Annotated in this window: 22 protein-coding genes and 1 riboswitch; of the genes, 7 read left to right on the top strand and 15 right to left on the bottom strand. The window is 37.6% G+C overall.

Annotated features, from left to right (window positions below; all coding sequences use genetic code 11):
- Nucleotides 1-20: 20 nt before the first annotated feature.
- The 5 genes from NGC85_RS07650 to galE all read right to left on the bottom strand — a co-directional run bounded on the left by NGC85_RS07650 (nt 21) and on the right by galE (nt 5478).
- On the bottom strand, nt 21-524 hold the full coding sequence (locus NGC85_RS07650; protein ID WP_254805425.1) for a hypothetical protein: 504 nt from the start codon (nt 522-524) through the stop codon (nt 21-23).
- A 149-nt stretch (nt 525-673) separates the two neighbouring features.
- Entirely contained in the window at nt 674-1948 is a 1275-nt protein-coding gene (locus NGC85_RS07645) for a D-amino acid dehydrogenase (RefSeq protein WP_302885541.1), read from the bottom strand.
- A gap of 146 nt (nt 1949-2094) precedes the next feature.
- A riboswitch (glycine riboswitch) is annotated at nt 2095-2184 on the bottom strand.
- Between the two features lie 136 nt (nt 2185-2320).
- Nucleotides 2321-2812, bottom strand: coding sequence for a hypothetical protein (locus NGC85_RS07640; protein WP_254805567.1), 492 nt, complete (start codon nt 2810-2812; stop codon nt 2321-2323).
- A gap of 109 nt (nt 2813-2921) precedes the next feature.
- The gene (fumC, locus tag NGC85_RS07635; RefSeq protein WP_254805423.1) at nt 2922-4316 is read right to left on the bottom strand and encodes a class II fumarate hydratase; all 1395 of its coding nucleotides are present in this window, start codon (nt 4314-4316) and stop codon (nt 2922-2924) included.
- 154 nt (nt 4317-4470) lie between these two features.
- Entirely contained in the window at nt 4471-5478 is a 1008-nt protein-coding gene (galE, locus tag NGC85_RS07630) for a UDP-glucose 4-epimerase GalE (RefSeq protein ID WP_254805422.1), read from the bottom strand.
- Nucleotides 5479-5545: 67 nt separating this feature from the next.
- Here galE and tusD point away from each other — a divergent pair, with 67 nt between their 5' ends.
- Genes tusD through NGC85_RS07610 form a run of 4 tightly spaced genes read left to right on the top strand, consistent with a single transcriptional unit; the run spans nt 5546 to nt 6942 of the window.
- Nucleotides 5546-5914 (top strand): sulfurtransferase complex subunit TusD, encoded by a 369-nt coding sequence (gene tusD, locus NGC85_RS07625; RefSeq protein WP_254805421.1) that lies wholly within the window; start codon nt 5546-5548, stop codon nt 5912-5914.
- A 43-nt stretch (nt 5915-5957) separates the two neighbouring features.
- Complete coding sequence (locus NGC85_RS07620) at nt 5958-6308, top strand: hypothetical protein (protein ID WP_254805420.1); 351 nt, start codon at nt 5958-5960, stop codon at nt 6306-6308.
- 11 nt (nt 6309-6319) lie between these two features.
- Complete coding sequence (locus NGC85_RS07615; protein ID WP_254805419.1) at nt 6320-6604, top strand: DsrH/TusB family sulfur relay protein; 285 nt, start codon at nt 6320-6322, stop codon at nt 6602-6604.
- Nucleotides 6605-6630: 26 nt separating this feature from the next.
- Nucleotides 6631-6942 (top strand): TusE/DsrC/DsvC family sulfur relay protein, encoded by a 312-nt coding sequence (locus tag NGC85_RS07610; protein ID WP_254805418.1) that lies wholly within the window; start codon nt 6631-6633, stop codon nt 6940-6942.
- Nucleotides 6943-6952: 10 nt separating this feature from the next.
- On the opposite strand, the gene NGC85_RS07605 is transcribed toward NGC85_RS07610, so the two are convergent.
- Nucleotides 6953-7816, bottom strand: a complete 864-nt coding sequence (locus NGC85_RS07605) for a DMT family transporter (protein ID WP_254805417.1) — start codon at nt 7814-7816, stop codon at nt 6953-6955.
- A gap of 122 nt (nt 7817-7938) precedes the next feature.
- On the opposite strand from NGC85_RS07605, the gene NGC85_RS07600 reads away from it, so the two are divergent.
- Nucleotides 7939-9336, top strand: coding sequence for a PLP-dependent aminotransferase family protein (locus NGC85_RS07600; protein ID WP_254805416.1), 1398 nt, complete (start codon nt 7939-7941; stop codon nt 9334-9336).
- A 1-nt stretch (nt 9337) separates the two neighbouring features.
- Here the strand turns inward: NGC85_RS07600 and NGC85_RS07595 are convergent, their stop codons facing one another.
- The 7 genes from NGC85_RS07595 to NGC85_RS07565 form a co-directional block, all read right to left on the bottom strand.
- Complete coding sequence (locus tag NGC85_RS07595) at nt 9338-9820, bottom strand: helix-turn-helix domain-containing protein (protein WP_005054213.1); 483 nt, start codon at nt 9818-9820, stop codon at nt 9338-9340.
- A gap of 176 nt (nt 9821-9996) precedes the next feature.
- Complete coding sequence (locus NGC85_RS07590; protein ID WP_254805415.1) at nt 9997-11229, bottom strand: molybdopterin molybdotransferase MoeA; 1233 nt, start codon at nt 11227-11229, stop codon at nt 9997-9999.
- The gene (gene moaCB / locus NGC85_RS07585; protein WP_087539268.1) at nt 11229-12152 is read right to left on the bottom strand and encodes a bifunctional molybdenum cofactor biosynthesis protein MoaC/MoaB; all 924 of its coding nucleotides are present in this window, start codon (nt 12150-12152) and stop codon (nt 11229-11231) included. Before moaCB ends, NGC85_RS07590 begins: the two co-directional genes overlap by 1 nt.
- Before the next feature lie 15 nt (nt 12153-12167).
- Nucleotides 12168-12710 (bottom strand): molybdenum cofactor biosynthesis protein MoaE, encoded by a 543-nt coding sequence (locus NGC85_RS07580; protein ID WP_099948746.1) that lies wholly within the window; start codon nt 12708-12710, stop codon nt 12168-12170.
- A gap of 2 nt (nt 12711-12712) precedes the next feature.
- Nucleotides 12713-12964: a MoaD/ThiS family protein gene (locus NGC85_RS07575; protein WP_254805414.1), complete on the bottom strand. Its 252-nt coding sequence runs from the start codon at nt 12962-12964 to the stop codon at nt 12713-12715.
- Nucleotides 12965-12988: 24 nt separating this feature from the next.
- Nucleotides 12989-14020 carry a GTP 3',8-cyclase MoaA gene (moaA, locus tag NGC85_RS07570; protein WP_254805413.1) on the bottom strand — a complete coding sequence of 344 codons (1032 nt, stop codon included), beginning with the start codon at nt 14018-14020 and terminating at the stop codon, nt 12989-12991.
- A gap of 285 nt (nt 14021-14305) precedes the next feature.
- Nucleotides 14306-16588 (bottom strand): molybdopterin-dependent oxidoreductase, encoded by a 2283-nt coding sequence (locus NGC85_RS07565; RefSeq protein WP_254805412.1) that lies wholly within the window; start codon nt 16586-16588, stop codon nt 14306-14308.
- A 409-nt stretch (nt 16589-16997) separates the two neighbouring features.
- On the opposite strand from NGC85_RS07565, the gene dsdA reads away from it, so the two are divergent.
- Both dsdA and NGC85_RS07555 read left to right on the top strand, forming a co-directional pair.
- The gene (gene dsdA / locus NGC85_RS07560) at nt 16998-18329 is read left to right on the top strand and encodes a D-serine ammonia-lyase (protein ID WP_254805411.1); all 1332 of its coding nucleotides are present in this window, start codon (nt 16998-17000) and stop codon (nt 18327-18329) included.
- A 116-nt stretch (nt 18330-18445) separates the two neighbouring features.
- Entirely contained in the window at nt 18446-19192 is a 747-nt protein-coding gene (locus NGC85_RS07555) for an IS5 family transposase (protein WP_254805410.1), read from the top strand.
- A gap of 18 nt (nt 19193-19210) precedes the next feature.
- On the opposite strand, the gene NGC85_RS07550 is transcribed toward NGC85_RS07555, so the two are convergent.
- Together NGC85_RS07550 and NGC85_RS07545 are read right to left on the bottom strand one after the other, a co-directional pair.
- Nucleotides 19211-19840, bottom strand: coding sequence for a molybdenum cofactor guanylyltransferase (locus tag NGC85_RS07550; protein WP_254805409.1), 630 nt, complete (start codon nt 19838-19840; stop codon nt 19211-19213).
- Nucleotides 19837-22617: a nitrate reductase gene (locus NGC85_RS07545; protein WP_254805408.1), complete on the bottom strand. Its 2781-nt coding sequence runs from the start codon at nt 22615-22617 to the stop codon at nt 19837-19839. Before NGC85_RS07545 ends, NGC85_RS07550 begins: the two co-directional genes overlap by 4 nt.
- Nucleotides 22618-22685 lie beyond the last annotated feature (68 nt).

The following is a 22685-nucleotide window of genomic DNA, read 5'->3' as shown; positions in this document are numbered from 1 at the left end:
ATCTCACCTGATATGTATCTCTATACTATTTGAGATACAAAAATACCACTTAGATAAGATATATCTACTGATTCATCAATACAAAAACCAATACCAGAAAAGGTGTCATTATCTTCAACAATATAAACTTCATCATCCACATTAAAGATCGGATTACATAAATCCTTCAACTCTGAAAAAGGCATACCTATATAGATATAATTTATTAGTTTTCCCTGATAACCCTTAAATAACGATATATTAAATAAAATGCCCAGATGATTAAAATGCAGCTCAACCATTCCTTTTGAATAGAACCAAATCTCACCCTCTAATCGCCCATCACAAATTTCTCTAGTAGGTACACATAACCATTTATCACTCTTCTGGATAGCAACATGCAGCGGGATTCCATCGGCTCTTAACCACTTCTCTACCTCAATAAAATTTAGCCCATTATAGAATTCTGATAATGTAAGTCCCAAAGTAAAGCCTGCTGCTGACTTTAGTGGCTCAATGAGAGCATTAATATCAACTTTCATCATATTTTTACTCCCTCATCCCACAATCTTTATTGGAAAACCAAGTTAATCACTATATCCAATGCAATACTAAACTGATTAAAATCATAATTTCAAAAGAATATCTAAAATCAAAACAAGAAGCTGATGTTTTCACATCGGCTTCTTTCACTTTAAGTCGGAAATTTTTGAGAAATTTCTTGGCTAATTACAACTGCTGTTGCGGCAGATAAAGTCCAGCCTAAATGCCCATGCCCTGTATTGTAAAATACTCGTGAATGTTTACCTTGCTTCACTACTGGTAACATATTTGGCATCATTGGACGTAAGCCAGCCCAAGGCACAACATGCTCAGTAGAAATATCAAAGTTTTGATTAACCCAATTTACAAGAGGTTGAATTCGATCTGCACGGATATCACGGTTATAGCCATTAAACTCAGCCGTGCCCGCCACGCGGAATCGATCTGCTCCAAGTCTAGAAGTTACAATTTTTGCACTCTCATCTAGCAAACTAACCCAAGGTGCATTTTTTACACTTTGTTCATCTTTGAGTTGTACTGTAATCGAATAGCCTTTAACAGGGTAAACATTAACGCTATCACCCAACATATCAGCTAATTGATAACTCCCCACGCCACCACATACTAAAATTAGGTCGGCTTCAATAATAGTTTGCTCTTGAGATTCAGAATGCATATTTTCAGAACTGTTTTTGCATTGAATGATGACTTTATCTTGTTCACATTTCACATCAACAACATCCAGCCCGAAACGATATTTAACCCCATAAGCCTCGGTTCTTTCTGCTAAGCCAACAGAATATTTGTGAATATCTCCTGTGGCATCGCCAGCAGTATAATAGCCACCGTAATACTCCCCTGTTAAATTTGGCTCTATCGCTTTCATTTCTTCAGGTGTTATAGCATTACGTTCAAGTTTACCTTCAACCAGAACATCATTAACTTTCTTAGCAATTTCAAAGTCTTCTTTAGTGTGATACATATGCAAAATACCACGCTTTTCTAGATCAAAAGAAATACCTTCTTTATCTGCAACTTCAAACAATCGCTGTCTTGCCAATAAAGCCAAACGAACTGTTTCAATAGTGTTAGCTTTGTAGTTTTTAATATGGGTCAAAAACTCAACGAGCCAACGGTATTTGTGCACACTAAAAGATGGATTGAGCAATAATGGTGCATCTTTTTTGCCCATCCATTTCATACCTTTTAGCACAGTCGCTTTTTGATTCCATACTTCAGCATTACAGGCAGATAATTGACCACCATTTGCAAATGATGTTTCCATTGCTGGAAATAAATGGCGATCAATAACGGTGACTTGGTAACCCAATTTAATTAATTCATACGCAGATGTTACACCTGTAATCCCCGCACCAATAACAACAACATGTGGCATAGCAACTCCCTGAAATGCATAACATTTCATAAGCATAGCCCCATCTGTCATGGTACCTGAGAGTTTCGGCAGATGATTACCAATTAATCATTAAGCCTTCCCCTTCGGTGAGTGTTTAATGTAGATAAAAGTGTTGTATGTTTCTACGAATTAAGCACTACTCTCCAGATTGTATTTCTATTATTACAGTCCTTCTGCCTGAGAGTTTCCGGGGTCGTTGCTCCTTCGGCGAGTTCATTCAAGAACTTCTCTCCCGCAATAATAATTATATCCCTACAAGCAATATATATGCCGCCTAATATTACGAACACTAAATTCTTGTAACTGTTTGTAGAGAAAGACGCATCTAACTTTAACACTAATCAGCCAATAAAAAGCAGACTTAATGTCTGCTTTTAAAAATTAAAATTTACATTGCAAAATCTGTTCTGAAAATTTCCCCTTCCATAATTCTCTCAGTGTTGGTAAATAGAACTTTTCTCCTATCATCACCAACTCGGCATCAATCAAAGCATGAATTTCATGCATTAAGATATAATCCAACGCAATTAACGAAAATTGCGGATGTTTTTGCGAAACTTGCTTACGTTTAATTTGAGCTTTTTTCACCAATTCATTCGCAAAGTTTTTATCTTTATACGTGGTGATTGCACTTAAACGTAGCTCAATGATCCCCCAACCTTCTAATAACTTTTTAAAAACATCAAAGTCTTTAGAAGTTGCTTCCCAAGTCACATTTTCCAAATTATTGTCATCAGGTAATACTGGCAATAATAGATCTGCTGTACTAGGAAATATTTTCTTTAAATTCAATAAAAATTTAACAGGATTTTCATTTGGAAGATCAGCAAACTGGATATTGGTTTTGGTGTCTGTCAAATAAATATTGAGCATAATGAAACAACAATCAGGTAAATCAAAAGTGTATTGTACGCAGTTCACTTTATAAAAACTACACATAAAAAATCCCTCTTAATAAAGAAGGATTTTTTTCATTCATCTTTTACTTACTATTTGGAGAGACCATGTTTTCTGGTTTAACAACTTCATCAAACTGTTCAGCAGTGACTAAACCAAGCTCTACAGCAACCTGCTTCAATGTTTTATTTTCTTTATAAGCGGTTTTTGCAACTTTGGCAGAATTTTCATAGCCAATCACAGGATTGAGTGCTGTCACCAACATCAAAGAATTATGTAAGAAATAATCAATTTTCTCACGATTTGGCTCGATCCCAACCGCGCAGTGATCATTGAAGCTATTGCATGCATCTCCCAAAAGCTGAACAGATTGCAATAAGTTATATGCAATCACTGGCATAAATACATTTAATTCAAAATTGCCTGAAGCTCCAGCAATGTTAATCGTTGTATCATTCCCTAAAACCTGTGCAACCACCATTGTCATTGCTTCACTTTGGGTTGGATTGACTTTACCCGGCATGATACTCGAACCAGGTTCATTTTCAGGAATACGAATTTCGCCAAAACCACACCGTGGACCACTCGCCAACCAACGAATGTCATTGGCTATTTTATTTAAACTTGCAGCTAATGTTTTTAAAGCACCTGATGCAAATACCGCAGCATCGCGCCCTGCCAAAGCTTCAAATTTATTTGGAGCCGTCACAAATGGTAAACCAGTGAGTTCAGCCAATTGTTCAGCAGCTTTTACAGCATAATCTGGGTGAGCATTCAACCCAGTGCCAACTGCAGTTCCACCTAAAGGCAGCTCATATAATCCAGCAAGAGCTTGATGTAAGCGTTTCAAACCATGCTCTAATTGAGATACATAACCACTAAATTCTTGCCCTAAAGTCAGTGGAGTCGCATCTTGTAAGTGTGTGCGACCAATTTTAACAATATCATCAAATTCTTCTGACTTGCTCTGTAAGGTCGTTTTTAACCTTTCAACAGCAGGAATGAGTAATTCATTAATTTGAAGGCTTGCAGCAACATGGATTGCTGTTGGGAAAGAATCATTTGTTGATTGAGCACGATTAACATGATCATTTGGATGGACTGGATTTTGCTTGCCTAACGGATGTCCTAGTTTTTGATTAGCAATATTTGCAATAACTTCGTTACAGTTCATGTTACTTTGAGTGCCAGAACCTGTTTGCCAAACGACTAAAGGAAATTGGGAATCCCAATCCCCTGCAATGACTTCTTCCGCAGCATTTACAATATATTGGCTAAGGTCTTCTGGTAGTTGTTTTAATTCAGCATTGGTTATTGCAGCTGCTTTTTTTACCAATCCCATTGCACGAATCATTGCACGAGGTAAACGTTCTTGACCAATTTTAAAGTTCTGTAAACTTCTTTGGGTTTGCGCACCCCATAAAGCTTCATTTGGAACTTCAACTTCACCCATCGTATCGTGTTCAATTCGCATTTGCATAAACAACCTCTGCTCTATTTGATTAAAATTATCACGGGCTTAAGCTGAATAATGCTTTGGCTGGCGGAGACCTAAATATTAAATTTATAATATCTATGAAGTCTCGAAATTATCCTAAACAAAGCAAGTCGAAATGTAAATAATAATCATTATCTCAATTACCATTTAAGGTATTTTGATAAAATCGCCACTGATCTTCGATCATTTGCTTCAATGTTCGTTTAGGCGACCAATGAAGTATCTTCTGTGCCTTATCAATATTTGCACCCAATTGAGCTAATTCATCATGTTGGTATATTGCAGGTTGAACTTTTATTTCTGACTGAGTTATTTTCACAATTTCATCTATTAATGATTGAATAGAAGTAAGTTCAGTACTTGCTATATTAAATGCCTCTAAACAACTGGATTGAGTTTTCAGCCAACTTAAAGCATTTAATACAACATCACATGCATCCAAAACATGTAAGAAACTTCGTTCAACCGTTCCATCTTTGGTCTGTGCTTGATTCTGAATCTCGATACAATCTCGCTGCATCGCTGCGACTTGTATAGCTAGAGGTACAATATTTTTTGGCAGTTGAGTTACATATTCACCTAACACACCATGTTCAAAGGCACCGACAATATTGGATAAACGCAAATTTACAATTTTCCATTCATGATCTGCTTTATACGTATCTGCAATAATATCTTCGACCATTTGTTGCGAGCGAATGTATGGATTCGCATAGCGATAATTAAACTCAGTTTCCTCACTTAGTTCTAGATTAGATTGTCCGTAAACAGCTAAGCTAGAAATATTAATGAATTCTCTCACGCCCATGCGTTGCATGGCTCTTAATAAACTCATGATACTACTGACATTATCATTATAGTATTCTAATGGTTTTAATACCGATTCTTCGAGCGATTTAAAACTTGCAGTATGAATCACAGTTTCAATAGAGTATTGTTCAAAAACTTTATTTAGAGCAGGTGTATTTCTTACATCAACCTTTACAAATGGGATATACATTCCAGAGATATATTCTAAACGCTCCAAAGTTTGCAAAGTTGAATTGGCTAAATTATCAACAATGACGATCTCTTGCCCGCGAGCCAATAAACTCAAAGCAATGTGTGAACCTATAAAGCCCAAACCACCTGTCACCAAAATCATTGTATACTTACCTTCTTTTTAATCTGTCCATCATCATTTTGCCTACGATGACCATAGTGAATGTTCAATGAGTACACTACTGCTAATCACTTCTTCGCCTACTTCAGTAATTGCTTGGCATGCTTTTGGCTTAGCACAAGCATTACATAATAAACAGTCAGAATTTCGTGTGTTCTTTTACCAAGATGGTGTTCATGTTGCGAACGATTTACAGTGGTTTCCTGATGATCAACGCAATCTGAAACAAGAATGGCAAAAGCTCGGCATTCGACTCCCTGTCTGTGTCAGTGCTGCCCTTGCTCGGGGAATCACTGATGCGAGCAATGCACAACGTCATTCACTTCAACATCACAACTTAGCTCAAGGTTTTGAACTTGTCGGACTTGGAGAGCTTGCTGATGCAGTGCAAAGCTGTTCTCGTATACTTCAATTTTAATTTAAGTACATAAATAGAGTGTTGCTTTTAAAAGGTATATTGTGTGAAATCTGTACTCGTCATCCTAACGCAGTCTAATTTAACAAGTTTGCAGATCAATGAAAGTCTATCTGCAACAATGGTTTTAGCAACCTTTGGTGTCTCTGTCAAAGTTTTATTCAAAGATGCTGCACTGAGTCTGTTAGACAATAATTTAGAGTTCAATCAATTTAAACAAGCATTTAAAATTGCTGCCAATATGGTCGAAAGTTTTGAATTTTATGATCTAACGCCAATCTTAGTTGAGAAAAAAAATCAGCAGCTTGAAAGTATTTTAAAATCTGAGCAAGAAATTGAATTTATTGAAATCAGTTCTGAATTTATTAAATCATTTGATCATGTTCTCTATTGGTAAGTGTGCTCATCATGAAAAATCGAACTCTATTTATAATTCAGTCTAATTACATGAACACCGATAAAATCTTGGTCGAATTAGCACAAATGGCTCAAACTGAAGATTCTATCGTTGTACTGGGTGACGCGTTATTAAAACTGACAAATACGATTGTTGATATTTATCCAAATCTTTATTGCTTAAGTAACGAACAAACACTACTCAACAATGAGTTCAAACCACAAATTAAAGTAATCGAGTATTCAGAATTCGCTGATTTAGTCTTAGAATTTAAGAATTGTGTTTCTTTAAAATAATTTTTTCAATTTACTTAGGCTATTTTATGCATTTAGAATTAGATGATGACGGTCATTTGGTCGACTATACAATTTGGAATCAAGAGGTTGCTGCGGAACTCGCAAAATCTTTAGACTTAGAATTATCAGATTGGCATTTTGAAATTCTTCATGCCGTACGCCAATTTTATCAACAATTTGGACATTCACCTGCAACACGTCCTTTGATTAAATTCTTGATGAAAACAGTGAGTCCTGAAATCAACAACGCTGAACTACAGGATAAGTTTAAAACAGGTTTAGTGGCTCGACATTTAAGTCGCCTAGCCGGTGTTCCTAAACCTGCAAATTGTTTGTAATCATCTTAACCTATGAAAACTTTTTAGCAAAAGCTACACAGATAATTACCGCTATCGTTACTGCAAACATGCTAATACTCACATGCTCATGTAATATCATGGCAGCTATGAGCAAACCAATAATTGGTTGTAACAGTTGTAACTGCCCGACAGCTGCAATTCCGCCTTGTGCTAAACCTTTGTACCAAAAAAAGAATCCAATCAACATACTAAATAATGAAACATACGCTAAACCTAACTTAGCTGACAACGAAATTTGTGCCATATTAACAGGCATATAGAGGTATGCAATGAGTAACATCATTGGCAAAGTCAAAATAAGAGCCCAACAAATGACTTGCCAGCTGCCTAACTGCTTAGATAAATTTCCACCCTCTGCATAGCCAAAGCCACAAAGCAATATCGCAATTAGCATGAAAATATCACCATAATTAAATGCCCATGATCTTGTTTGAAACAGCATAAATCCAAAAACAAACAGGCCGCCCAATACTGCAAAAACCCAAAACATTAAGTTTGGTCTTTCACCTCCACGTAATACACCAAATATTGCTGTTGATAATGGTAATAAGCCTACAAAAACAATGGTGTGTGCTGCACTAACAAATTGAAGTGCCAAAGCTGTAAATAAAGGAAATCCAATAACTACACCAATCGCCACATAAAATAGTGGTAGCCAATCTTTTTTTTCAGGCATTTTTTGCTTTGATAATAAAATCAAAGCTAAAGCGATTACCCCCGCAATCGCAGCCCTAGCAGCAGTTAAAAAGGTCGGACTTAGCTCTAAAATTGCAACACGTGTTGCTGGTAATGAACCTGCAAAAATTACAACCCCAATTAGTCCATTCAACCAACCACTATTTAAAGATTTCATTTGCCAACTCCCCATCTATATAGGGAATTTAATCTGTGATAAGGTGAATTCACCATATACAGAAAAGTACAATTTCAAATAACTGTACTGCTATTTTTTACAATACAGTTTGAGAGAAATAGATGAAAGCAACTAAAATTGATCTGGTTATGCAATACATCAACCTACAAATTAATAATCGTTCATTAATGCCTGGTTCTCGTCTCCCATCTGTACGCGCATTGGCTGAACGTTTGACTTTATCTGTCTCAACAGTGGTCGAAGCTTATGAGAGACTTGCTTCTCAAGGTCTAATTGAATCAAAAACTGGCTCAGGTTTTTTTGTAGCAGGTCCTCTTGCACCACTTTCAATGTCACAACTTACAACGAAAATTGATCGCAACATTGATCCCTTATGGATTTCTAGACAATCATTGGAAGCTCAGCCGAATGTTTTAAAACCAGGTTGTGGATGGTTACCTGATAATTGGATGCCATATGAAAATATTCGCAAAGCACTGAAAAAAGTTTCTAAAGCAAATAGCGAGATTTTATCAAATTACTCAACCCCTCTTGGACTTCTAGCACTAAGAGAATTGCTATCCCGTAGAATTTTAGTAAGAGGCGTTGAAGCGAATCCAAACCAAATATTGCTTACGGATTCAGGTACCCAAGCAATTGATTTAATCTGCCGCTATTTTTTAAAGCCAAACGATGTCGTTCTTGTAGATGATCCTTGTTATTTTAATTTTCATGCTTTACTTAAAGTTCATCAAGTTCAAGTCATAGCTGTGCCTTACACACAAAATGGACCTGATTTACCGGCTTTTGCAGATGCAATTCAAACGTATAATCCACGTTTATATATTACCAATGCTGGAATTCACAATCCTACAGGTGCGGTATTAAATGCATCAACAGCTTATCAAGTCCTAAAACTTATAGAGCAATCTAATTTAATCGTGATTGAAGATGACATTTTTGCCGATTTAGAATTGCAAGCTGCTCCAAGACTTGCTGCGCTGGATGGTTTATCCCGGGTGATCTATATCGGTAGTTTCTCTAAAACATTATCAGGCTCAGTTCGTACGGGATATATTGCGAGTAAAACTGAGTGGATAGAAGATTTAGCTGATATTAAGATTGCAACAAATTTTGGAGGAAACAATTTATCTGCTGAAATTTTGCATGCTGCATTAACTGATGGGAATTATCGTAAATACTTAGATGAATTAAAAATTCGCTTGGCTAAAGCGATGGATGTAACGATAAAACAATTAAACCAACTCAACATTAAACCTTGGCTGAAACCACAGGCAGGACTATTTTTATGGTGTGAATTACCCACGCATCTTGACAGTGCTCGTATTGCTCAAAAATGTCTAGAATATGACGTTATTTTAGCGCCGGGTAATTCGTTTAGCCAAAGTAAAAATTTTAAAAACTTTATCCGTTTTAATGTTGCACAATGTTTAGATCCCAAAGTTTTTGAAGTTCTATCTCTTGCTATTCAACATGAGATAGACCAACAAAAATTATAAATCAAGCACTTTTTTGCTTTTGCTCAACAAATGCAAAATAGCCAGGACCAGCTGTTACACGCACATCTTTAACATTGATAGGCTCATCGCATTCAGAACAAACCACTTTAGGGTTTATTTTCTGACCACAGGTTTTATGAGTAAATTCTATTGGTTTTCCAAGACCTAGATCCATCCATTTATCAGCCCACTGTACCATTGATAAAATAATTGGATATAAATCTAAACCTTTATCTGTAAGTTGATATTCAAAACGTTCTTGACGTTCAACATAAGGAACTTTAACCAAAATGCCGTGCTCTACTAAACGCTTTAAACGCTCTGAAAGCACATGACGTGTAAGTCCTAAGCTTCGTTGAAAATCATCAAAACGACGTATTCCCATAAAGGCATTACGTAAAATTAGCATTGTCCAACGATCACCAAGCACAGAAAGCGTTCTCGCCACTGAACATGGCTGATCGCCAATTTCTTCCCATTTCATTATTATCACCTGATCATTTTTTAAAGCTATAAGATATGTTATGCATATCTTGAACCGTATGTTTAGAAACTAAACAATATAAAATATACACTAAACCACCTAATCTATAAGATGCAATATATAGGCTTGGCTAAATCTAACAAAAACAATGAATTTTACATAAATGTATCAATCATTTAGTTTTTAATAAAAATGCCTGAAACCTTTTGTCCTGCATTGAGTGGGATATTTGCAGGAATTCGCACCAAACAATTTGCTTGCATCAAATTAGTCAGCATATGTGATTGTTGCTTAGCAAGGCTTTTCAACTTGAGTTGACCTTGATCAAAGTAGGCGTGCATTCTCAAGAATCGTTCGCGTGCATCAGATTTAAGCTCATGCGTGAGCGTGGCGCTAAACCATTCAACTGATTGATGTTGATTCTGCAAAGTATCCAATAGCACTTTGCCATAAATTTGCATACAAACATAAACTGCTGCTGGATTACCTGGCAAACCAAGCATATAACAATGATGGTTGTCTTTTGACTGATACTCAGCAAAAAATAATGGTTTGCCCGGTTTTTGCTTCACTTTCCAAAAAACTTGTTGAAATCCTGTCTCAAAAGCACAAGGACGAACAAAGTCATAATCACCAACAGAAACACCACCCGTGGTAATGATGACATTATACTGATGTTTTAATTTTTGAAAGCATGCTGTGACTTGTTCAGCCTCATCTGCAATATGTAGAATCTCGACCTCAATTCCATAATCTTTGAACCATGCCCTTAATAAAGGACCATTTGCATCAAAGACTTTGCCTGCTTGCAGGTCTTCAGGACTTTGAGCAACCTCATCACCTGTAACAACTACTGCAACTTTAGGCTGTTGAAAGACCTCAATATTTTTTACTCCCGCCATACTTAAAGCAGCGAGAGCACCTATATTAATTTTCTGACCTATTTCAGCAAGCTGTTGACCTTGTTTGACTTCTTCACCAGTAAAACGAATATCAGCCTGTTGTTTAATATGCTCACTTAAGCGGATTTGATCAGCATTTTCAAGGATTACGATTTCTTGGCGAGCAACATGAGTTGTTCCCTCAGGAATTTTTCCACCTGTAAAAATCCTAATCGCGTGATTTTGCTGCAAAGGCAACTCGGAAAAAGTACCTGCTTTGATTTCCCCATTCAGCTTGAAGCTAGCATTTTGAAGATCATCAAGCGAGCAGTTGATTGCATAACCATCAACTGCACTTTGAGAGAAGCTCGGTAAGTTAACCTCAGAATACACCTCCTTTGCCAGATAACGATTTAAACAGTCTCCTAAAGCCAGCGTCTCTGTTGTTAGCGTTTTGGGTTGTGTTTGAATGAATGCCAGTGCTTCATCAATACTGATCAAACCTTTTTCAGCACCACATCCTGACATTATTCATATCCCCCTGGATGTGGCAAATCACGACATACATCAAAAATATGCACCAAAGCAGGTAAAATGGCTGCCATTGATTCACTTGCACCACCACGACTACCAGGTAAAGTCACTACTAACGAACGATCAATAAAACCAGCCACACCACGCGACATAGCCGCATATGGCGTACGTTTCTGTCCAAAAGAACGCGCCGCTTCCATCAAACCATCAAGTTTTCTTTCCAATAAAGGTTCAAGTGTATCTACCGTTATGTCACGTTTCCCGATTCCTGTACCACCTACGGTCATAATGCACGCATAAGATTTGCTGAGCTCTAACACTAGATCCTTTAACTGATCAGATTCATCAGGCAGAATTTGATAATGAATTGGATCAAAACCAGCTTCTGTCAAAGTATCAACAACTGACTTTCCTGCGGTATCAGGTTTACGACCCGCGGCAACGGTATCAGACAACACAATCACGGCTGCTGAAACAGGCTGACGTAAAGTGCGCTTAAAGTGCGATTTACCGCCTTTTTTCTTGAGCAATTTACATTGATCTAAACAAAGCTCTTCTGGCTCACAGTGCGGTTTGAGCATGTCATATAACGTTAAACCTGCAAGACTGGCAGCTGTGAGTGCCTCCATCTCAACACCTGTAGGACCAATCGTTTCTACAGTGGTTAAAATTACGACATGATCATCATTTAATTCATATTCAACATCGGCACGATAAATCGGTAATGGATGGCAAAGTGGAATCAGTTCATCTGTTCGTTTCGCTGCCAATATACCTGCAATACGTGCAGTTTTCAGCGCATCGCCTTTTTCAGTATTTCCGTCACGTAGGAGTTGAATACAATGTGCAGGTGCATGTAAGACAGCTTGTGCTTCAGCTACACGATAACTTTCGGGTTTCATCCCAACATTTTTCATTTTTACGTCCTAAATTTAATCGTGTGTATGGTCATGTGCACAATGTTCATGGTGCTGATGCGTTGTTGATTCTGCTTTTGATAAAGGAGAACTCAAGGGCTTTTTCGATTGAAGATTATCAGTGGTATCTTTTCGAATACAACAGCCTTCAACATAATGACTCGTTCCATCGGTGAAAAATTCTTCTTTCCAAATTGGAACTTCATGCTTGACTCGTTCAACAGCTTCTTCGCAAGCTTGAAATGCTTCACGGCGATGCGCAGCATACGCAATTGCAATAATTGCGGTATCACTCACATCCAAATAACCAATACGATGAATCACTCGAACATAAGAAACTTGATATTTATCTTTAATTTCCTGTTCTATCTCACGAATCATCTTTTCTGCGACAGGCGTGTAAGAGGTATATTTAAGTGCTTTTACAGATTTTCCTTCATGATGGTTTCGCACAGTTCCTATAAAAACATCAATCCCGCCACATTCAGGAAATGACTGAATAGGATCAAAAATATCTAAACTTAATGCTTGATCTTGAACTCTTGAAAACTCACGCATTTCTAACCTCCAGCAACAGGTGACAAAAGCACCACTGTGCATGATGAATTTAGTACGGTCTGACGTGTCACAATATCTTCACCTATCGCGCAAGCACATTTATCCATCGCCTTTGTAGCATCTGGATAACGATCTACAATATGTGCTAATACATCATTAATCATTTGATCTGCTGCAAACTCAAATGCAAGCTCTTTGGGTAATAATCGCTCGATTGCACCAAAAGCTTCTATTTTTATCTCTATCGTTTGCATACCTGCTCCAAACCACTTTTCGATCTAACCGCCAAGCATGTGCATACTAATTTTACGTGCTTGTTGATGTTGTAATGCATGATAACCTTTGGCCTTATACCAAATATAAGGTTTAACTTTTTGATCTAATATTTGATATGACGGTTCAGATGAATCAATCTGTTGTTTAATGGTGTTCAACAAATCGTGTTTGATATTCAAACCTTGTTGAGCAAATAAACAATTGAATAGTTCACCTTGTGCAGTTAGACGAATACGATCGCACTCACCACAAAATGAGTGGGTAATCGTCGAAATGATGCCAATTCGATAATCATCATCTAATCGATATTGGCGTGCTGGTTCATGATTTTGTTGAAGTAGCTCAATAGCATAATGTGGCTTTAATCGCGCTAATATTTCTGCTTCGCTCACTACAGCATCTTTTGTCCAATGTTGATCACCGTCTAGCGGCATAAACTCAATAAAACGTAATGGGATATTTTGATCTTTAGCCCATCTCACCATCGGTAGAATTTGATCATCATTGTGATCTTTCATCAAAACACAATTAATTTTAAAAGGAATTTCAGCTTTTTGAGCGGCTTTTATTCCTTCTAATACAGGAATAAGTTCTTTCTTGGTTAGTGCTTTGAATTGTTTTGCATCAAGACTATCAAGGCTGATATTTAAATCATCCAAACCAGCAGCTTTTAATTGATCAGCGTACTTCGCTAGGTAATGACCATTCGTCGTCATTGAAATACGTTTTAAACCAATTTTTTTGAGTTGTTGTAAATCACGGATGAAATGAACAACTCCTTGTCGCATTAAAGGTTCCCCACCTGTAATACGAATATTCTCAATGCCTAGTTTCACCATATAAGTACAAAAAACCAAAAGGGATTCGAAACTTAATAAGTCTTGCTTTTTCATCCATTCAGGATGTTCAGGCATACAATACACACATTTAAAATTGCAACGATCCGTCACCGAAATACGTAACTTACGCTTAATACGACCATACTGATCTTGCAAGATCGGTAAATTCGTTTCAGGTATTTCATGCTTCATCATATGCACTCATATTGTGAATTTTCTCATCTTGTTCAGCACAAGTTGTGTGCGTATCTATTTTCCTGAACATATGAGAATTTTACTTAAGCAATTATTATTCCAATTTCTAAAATTCATCAATCATATAGTCTGTGCTTAGTTGAATGAACTTATCATTTTAATACTAGAGCAAAATCTGATGATTTATAGCAGATTATGGTTAAATAAAATTGCACCATTTAAAAACATATATAAATTTAAACGCAATAAAATAGTGCAAATCAACTCATCAACTCAATCTATCAACTATGCCGCAGGTTTCTCTAGCCGTACGGGCACATATTTATGATATGGGGTTTTCGATAAAGGATCGCAATGCTTTAACGAAGTTAATCGATTCAATTCAGGTCCGATCGCCTGACCTCCGTTATAACGTAAACCATAGCCATGTGGCAGCGAAACGACCCCTTTTCGCATTCCCTCATCGATCTCCACAACCACATCAATCTGCCCATGTTCCGAAACACATTGTAATGAGTGACCTGTCTCTACGCCAAAATGAACTGCATCTTCAGGATTCATTCTCAAGCGACCTTCTGCATCAACCTTACGCCATGCTGGATCACGGTAGATTTGGTTTGCGTTATAGCTACGGCGCTCACCTGCCAATAAGACAAATGGAAACTGATCACTTGTACCTTGAGTTTGTTGATTCAGTTGTGCTAACTCAATCAACATTTCAGGAATTGCTAAATGAATCTTTTTATCTTTATAAGCAACCAAATCCCAGACATCATCATAATTATGTTTAGAGAGAATCACGCCTGAACGTTTTTGCAATATCGCTTGGAATAAGTTTACACCTAATGTTAAACGATTCCCTTTATAACCCGCTTGTTTGACAGCTTTATAGTGTTGAGCCGAATACTGCATACACAAAGGCAATAATAAAGCTGTTGATGCAGCTTCATTTGGTAATGTCTGCCCAAGTGTTCGATAAACAATAGATGCCGCAAATGGGACTAACTTTTTATTTTTCACAAAACTGGCAGCAAGTGCAGCAAAATAACCTAGATAAGCTGTCTTCGCAGAATCCTTTTGCGCGATCTTATTCAGTAAAGGAAATTGTTTAGGGATCACATTCATTGCTTCAAGTAGGCGAGTATAGATTTCCGCTTCAGGCAGCGTATTGCCTTGAGCTTTAAAAAGCGGATGACGTAAATGGAAACCATTTTGTGGAAATTCCAAATTAAAGCCTGTAAATTCCCACTTTTCAAATTGACTATGCGCTGGCAATACATAATCGGCTAATCGCGCTGTTTCTGTCATCGCAACATCAACCACAACTAGCAATTCCAATGACTGGAATGCCTGTTCATAAGCTGTGGTATCTGGATAGGTGAGCAATGGATTACAACTATCTACAAAGACTGCACGTACTCGCTTCTCGCCTGCTTTTAAAATTTCGTCAGGCAAAATATTTGGTGGAAAGAAACCTGATATTGGGAACATCTTATGATGAATCGTACGGCGATATTTAGGATTACGTTCATCAGTATTGGTCAATATCGGAATAAACATGGTGTGTAAGTTATTCGTTCCCTGTTTACCAAAATGCCCTGCGAGTAAATAAAGTAGTTTTTCCAAATATCCGTTTAATGTTGTATTTAAAGTATGCTGAATCCCTAAATCAATACGAACACAACCACGCTTAGCTTTGGCAAAATCACGGACAATTTGATAGATCAATTCTACTGAAATATCTGCCTTCTCAATATATTGCTCAATTGGGATGGCTGAAAATGCTTGTTTAACTTGCTCAAATCCATGCGTATGTTTTTCAATAAACGCTCGATCATACAAATTTTCACGCAACATGATCGCGATCATTGCAGACATCAAATAGGAATCTGTACCTGGTTTTAATTGCACATGGATATCAGCTTGCTTAGCCGTTTCAGTAACACGCGGATCAAAAACCACCATTGTTCGGTTTGGATCTTTCTTGATATGTTTTAAAGTATCACGAGCATTTGGAATGCCATGTGCTTGAAACGGATTGGTTCCAATAAATAAAACATAATCCGCATGTTCCACATCTTCGGTGGTATGACATGCTTGACTACCAAACAAACGTCCATTTACCCAGAAATCACCAGTTTTCTCTTGAGCAAGGGAGTTATAGGCATAAAAGCTTTTCATTGCATACAATAGTTGGCGACCATAAGCCGCTCCTAGATGATTGCCTTGTCCACCACCACCAACCGACGCAAATGCTGTACCGCCATGTGCATCACGAATTTTAACCAATTTATCTGCGATTTCTTGGATCGCTTGATCCCAGGAAATTTCTTGAAATGAACCATCAGCTTGTCGCTTCGAAGGATGAGTTAAACGATCTGCATGTTGTTGATAATGCTGTAAACGTGCTGCTTTTTGACAAATATAACCTTGTGAAAATGGATGCTGCTCATCACCTTTAATTTTCTTAAATTGATTATCTTCTATTTCAACGCTTAAACCACAATTACGCGAACATAAAATACAAGCAGTCACATCCTGTCTTGCAGCGTTAGTCGATATTGGCATTTTATTCTCCCTATGATGTGCAATCTCTTATCCGTTTAAGGTCTTATGATTTTTAAAAGCAAATATGGTTTAACTTACAAATAATAAAATAAGCACAACAAGCACTTATCTCGATTATTGTTCTGACTTTTTACTTATCCAAACATGATCTTCAATCTTAACAAATCATTTAGATGATGGCTTAAAATCAATCAAGTTCCAAAATAGAACTTATTTAAATAAAGATCAAGTACAATAATCTGAAATAAAATTAAGAATCGATTAAACAGAGTTTTTATAAATGAATAAGGTTGTTGATATAAAAATATAATTTTTATTGATCTAATCGCGGTAATACATGAATATCTAAAAAGAATGAAATTTCCACAATTACTCCTCTCTATAATAGAAAGATTTTATGAGCAGTCCAATGAATTCAAACCAAATTGAAACCCTTGTTGCACAACATCCGATTGTCGATGATCTGATCCAACTTAAAGAATCCATTTGGTTGAATCCAAATTTTACGACGCTAGAAAAGGGTTTACCTTTTGTTGGTCTTAATCAAAATGATATTGATGATGCACGTGATCGTTTAGCTCGCTTCGCTCCTTATCTGATGTCTGTATTTCCTGAGACTAAGATAAGCAAAGGAATTATTGAGTCTGAACTGGTTTCTATTCCAAAGATGCAGCAAACGCTTGAAGCTCATTTCAAACAAGATATCACTGGAAAATTATGGCTCAAAAAAGACAGTCATTTGCCAATCTCAGGATCCATCAAAGCACGTGGCGGTATTTACGAGGTGCTCTATCGAGCTGAAAAACTTGCCTTTCAAGCAGGTTTATTAACAGTTCATGATGATTATTCAAAATTAGATAGTCCAGAATTTAGAGATTTTTTTAGTCAATACAGTATTACCGTCGGCTCTACAGGAAATTTAGGACTTTCTATTGGTATCATGAGTGCCAAACTTGGCTTCGATGTCACTGTGCATATGTCAGCAGATGCCCGCCAATGGAAAAAAGATAAATTAAGATCGCATGGTGTTACCGTTATTGAATACGCGCAAGATTACGGTGTTGCAGTTGAAGAAGGTCGTAAAGCCGCATTAAAAAATCCAAATTGCTTTTTTATTGATGATGAAAATTCAAAAACTTTATTTTTAGGATATGCCGTTGCAGGTGAACGCTTAAAAGCGCAATTAGAATCTCACAATATTACGATTGATCAAGACCATCCTTTATTTGTTTATTTACCTTGTGGGGTTGGTGGTGGCCCTGGTGGCGTTGCATTTGGACTAAAAATGGCTTTGGGTGATCACGTACATTGCATTTTTGCAGAGCCAACTCATTCACCATGCATGTTGCTAGGTGTAGCAACAGGCTTACATGATCAAATCTCAGTACAAGACCTAGGCATTGATAACATTACCGCAGCAGATGGCTTAGCAGTAGGACGTGCATCAGGATTTGTGGGTCGAGCGATGGAAAGACTACTCGATGCTTTCTACACACTGGATGATCAAAGCATGTATCAATTATTGGGTCTACTCAATCAATCAGAAGATTTAAAACTGGAACCATCTGCCTTGGCTGGAATGTTAGGTCCAATCTTAATCAGTCAGCACCAAGAATATGCTGCTATACATCAACTGACTGCACAACAAATGAATAATGCTAATCACATTGTTTGGGCAACTGGTGGTGGGATGGTTCCAGTTGAAGAAATGGAAATTTATTTGCAAAAATCCATAATCTAAACCTTCATATCAACTTTTACACAAGAAAGCTTTTGACTAGGGTCTGTTGACATTTGCTGTATAAAAAAATAGCGAGTAAGTAAAATTCAATCGCCAAACCAAATTTACTACTCGCTATGCCTCGCACAATGCTGAATGATCAACACTGGTTAAAGTTAGAAACTATTTTGCGTAATTTTGATATCTATCTCAAACGAAATCTTAGAAATTTTATTGAAGCCATTCTTTATCGAATTAGAACAGGTTGCCCATGGCGAGATTTACCACCAGATTTTGGTAATCCAAATTCAATATTCAAAAAATATAGTCGATGGTCTAAACATAATAAGTTAATGAAAATATTTAAATTAATCAGTAAATATACAGATAAAGAGTGGATTTTTATCGATGGTTCCCATGTCAGGGCACATCAACACTCTGCTGGATTAAAAGATCAAGGCATATCAAAAAGCATTGGCGGGAATAGTTCAAAAATACATTTAGCCGTTGATTCTTATGGCAATCCAATTGAGATTATGATCACAAATGGAACAACACATGATATTAAGGTTGCCCCTGAGTTAGTCGCAAAATTAGATTTGGAAGAGGCTGAGATTGTATGTGCTGATAAGGGGTATGATTCTGAACCACTACGAGAGCAAATAAGAGCGGCAGATACACAAGCCAACATCCCAAGAAAATCAAATACTCAATCCAACAATCAACATATGGATTGGGATTTATATAAAATTAGGCATTTAGTGGAAAATACCTTTGCTAGATTGAAGCAGTTTAGAGGAATAGCGACCCGATATGACAAGCTAAAACGTAATTATGAAAATGCGGTTGCTTTAGCTTGCATATACATTTGGTTGCCATTATGAAATGTCAACACACCCTAATTAGTTTGAAACAAACATCTGTTTAAAAGCTTTCATCTGCTTGTATTGTTGAAGTTCATCTAATGAATTGATGCTATGACAAAATAGGCTTTGCTTTTGAAAGACAACGTGTTGAGCGTGTAGTTGCCTAAAAGTTTCTCTTAAACTTAATTTATTTGCAGCGAGCTGGTTTTCTAATATCGACAAACTAGCTCTTTTTAACAAGCAAAATGGATACAAGGCATCGCCATTGATATTTACATACGCCACGGATGCTTGCGGATTTTTCTCTAAAGCCTTATGCAGCTTTGCAAGCACTTGATTTGGAATATAAGTCACATCACAAGGAATAAATAATGCATATTCTGCTTGTACACGCGACCATGCACTTTTCATTCCCATCAACGGCCCTAAAAAGCCGTTTTGATCATCAGAAAAACATTCAACAGTCGGCTCTATGCTTTTATAGATCGAGCTATCACGATGACTATTGACCCATGTCTGCTGAACTTCCGCTTTAAAGCGCTGACAAATTTTTGACAATTGAATCTGATCATCAAACTGTTGTAATAGTTTGTTCATCCCATTCATTCGTCGTGCCTGTCCTCCCGCCATGATCACGAGATCTGTAGCGGGAAAATCTGTATTCATGCTTCCGCCTCCAACTGGCAGGTTTTAATCAAACCTCTGATCTCAGGTAAACAAGAACCGCAATTGCCACCCGCTTTTAGACAAGCTGTCACTTGTTTTTCATGAGTAATATTCTGCGTTTTAATCGCTTCAATGATCTTATTTTTACCGACTTTGAAGCAGCTACAGACCAATGGTCCATCATTATTTGCGGCTGACATCGGCATACCAGCAAGCAGTGCTTTACGATGTAATGCACTTAAACGCTCACGTTTGAATAAACTCGCAACCCAATCACGGTCAGGCAACATATCCGATGGCGCAATATAAAGACTGGCAATCAAGATCCCATCTTTCAGAATAATGCTATGACTCATTTGCGCTGAAACATCTTCAATACTCAACCATTCATAGGTTTCATCTACAAAAGGCAAGAAACTTTTTAAATTCTTCTGAGTCTGATCAAAGTTGTGACGATCTGCAATTTCAAAACGAACTGCTTTGGCTATTTTAACTTTTGCCCACCATGCACATGTTTGCAATGAGGTTTTGATTTGTTGTTCAAACCCATCTCGGACATACAAAACACCTTGCCATGTCGTATGGAACGGCTGAATTGCGACAGGCGTATGTTTAAACTCAGGTTCACCTGATATTGCATCTACAACTGGATTAACTACTTTTCCGACACGGGCATCAGAGGCAACTTGCTCCGTCCAATGAATCGGTGCAAAAATTTGACCACGGCGAACACCTTGAGCCAAAGTGACACGCAGAACACAACTGCCCCATTGTGACTTCACTTCAACCAATGCTTTATCACGAATACCAAATTTTAAAGCATCATTCGGGTGAATTTCACAAAATGGTTCAGCTCGGTGAGTAGTCAGATTTGCTGACAAACCTGTTCGCGTCATGGTGTGCCATTGATCACGAATACGACCTGTATTCAACACCAATGGATAATCTTCAGAAACTGCATGAACTGGATCAATTGCCACTGTCGGGATCAGTTTTGCTTTTTTGCTTTTATGGCTAAACAAACCTTGATCAAATAACTGCTCAACCGCAGTACTTTGACCTTTTTCCCAAACAGGCCATTGGATCGGACGTAAATGATCATATTCATCCAAAGACAAATTCATTAGTCCTTTTAGGTTGAAATAACGAAAGTTTTCAACTTGATCCCGTTGATCTAAACTTGCATTTTGATGCGCAGATAAAGCGGCGTGTTCATTAAAGATGTCACATGCATTGTTAAAATCAAAACCAGAAAAACCTAATTTTTTCGCAACTTCAGCAACAGCCCACCAGTCTGCTTTTGCTTGCTTTGGAGCAGGTAAAAAAGCTCTTTGACGTGAAATACGGCGCTCTGAGTTGGTCACCGTTCCATCTTTTTCACCCCAACCTAACGCAGGAAGCAACACATCTGCATAAGCGGTGGTATCTGTATCAGCACAAATATCTGACACCACGACAAACTCACATTTGTCCAGTGCCCGTTTTACTTGATCCGCATCAGGTAAACTCACCACTGGATTGGTTGCCATAATCCATATGGCTTTAATTTTCCCAGACTCTACGGCTTGGAATAAATCAACGGCTTTCAGTCCCGCTTGATTGGCAATCACAGGACTATTCCAAAAGTTTTGTACAAGTGTTTGGTGTGATGGATTATCGATGTCCATATGTGCTGCTAACATATTGGCTAAACCACCCACTTCACGGCCACCCATGGCATTCGGTTGACCTGTCATTGAGAATGGCGCAGCACCTAATTTCCCAATTTTCCCTGTCAAAAGATGGCAATTGATAATGCTGTTGGCTTTATTCACGCCTTGAGAAGATTGATTCACACCCATAGAAAATAAACTCACAACTTTTTCAGTTGTAGCAAATTTTTCAAAGAAGAACTTTAATTTTTCTGCTGAAATTCCGGTACGTTTCACGACTGACTCAAAATCAGCTTCAGTCTGACTCGACTCTAATAATGTGTCTAAGCCTTCAGTATGTGTATCGACAAAATGTTGATCAATAAAGTTATTCTTATATAAATACTGTAATAAACCATTGAACAATGCGACATCTTGTCCTGGTAAAATTGGAAGGTGCAAATCTGCTTGTTCACATGTACTGGTAAAACGGGGATCAACCACAACAACGAATAAATCTGGATTTTTACTTTTCGCCTGCATGATGCGTTGGTAAAGTACAGGATGACACCATGCAGTATTTGAACCCACCAACACCACCATATCGGTAAATTCAAAGTCTTCGTAACTTGCTGGCACGATATCCTCACCAAAAGCACGCTTATGCGCTGCAACGGCTGAAGACATGCACAAACGTGAATTGGTGTCGATATTGGCTGTACCTAGATAGCCTTTCACAAACTTATTGACGACGTAATAATCCTCAGTCAATAGCTGCCCTGATACATAAAATGCCACACTGTCATGACCGTATTGATCGATACAAGCTTGGAATTGATCTGCGATTTTTTCTATGGCTGCATCCCATGTCGTTACCTTACGATGGTTCTTACGACCAAACATCGGATGCAGAACGCGAGTCTCTAATCCTAGAGTATCCGCCAAATTACTGCCTTTAATACAAAGGCGTCCAAAATTAGATGGATGTTCCAAATCACCAGCAACCTGAAACGTTGTTCCTTGTGCTTTATGATTTACCGTGACATCAACACCACATCCAACCCCACAATAGGGACACGTTGTTTTTGTAATGATTGTTTCTGCTTGATCGGAGCGACTGTGTTCTAAATTTTGAATACTGTTCATGACTGCCCCTTCACCTATTTCATCTATGCCTGAATTTCACGTTCTGTTTGGGTTTAGGCACCGAGGAA

Source organism: Acinetobacter sp. Z1 (genome assembly GCF_024296945.1).
Lineage (GTDB): Bacteria > Pseudomonadota > Gammaproteobacteria > Pseudomonadales > Moraxellaceae > Acinetobacter > Acinetobacter beijerinckii.
The sequence above is the reverse complement of the archived record's forward strand: the minus strand, read 5'-3'. Positions and strand labels throughout refer to the sequence as shown.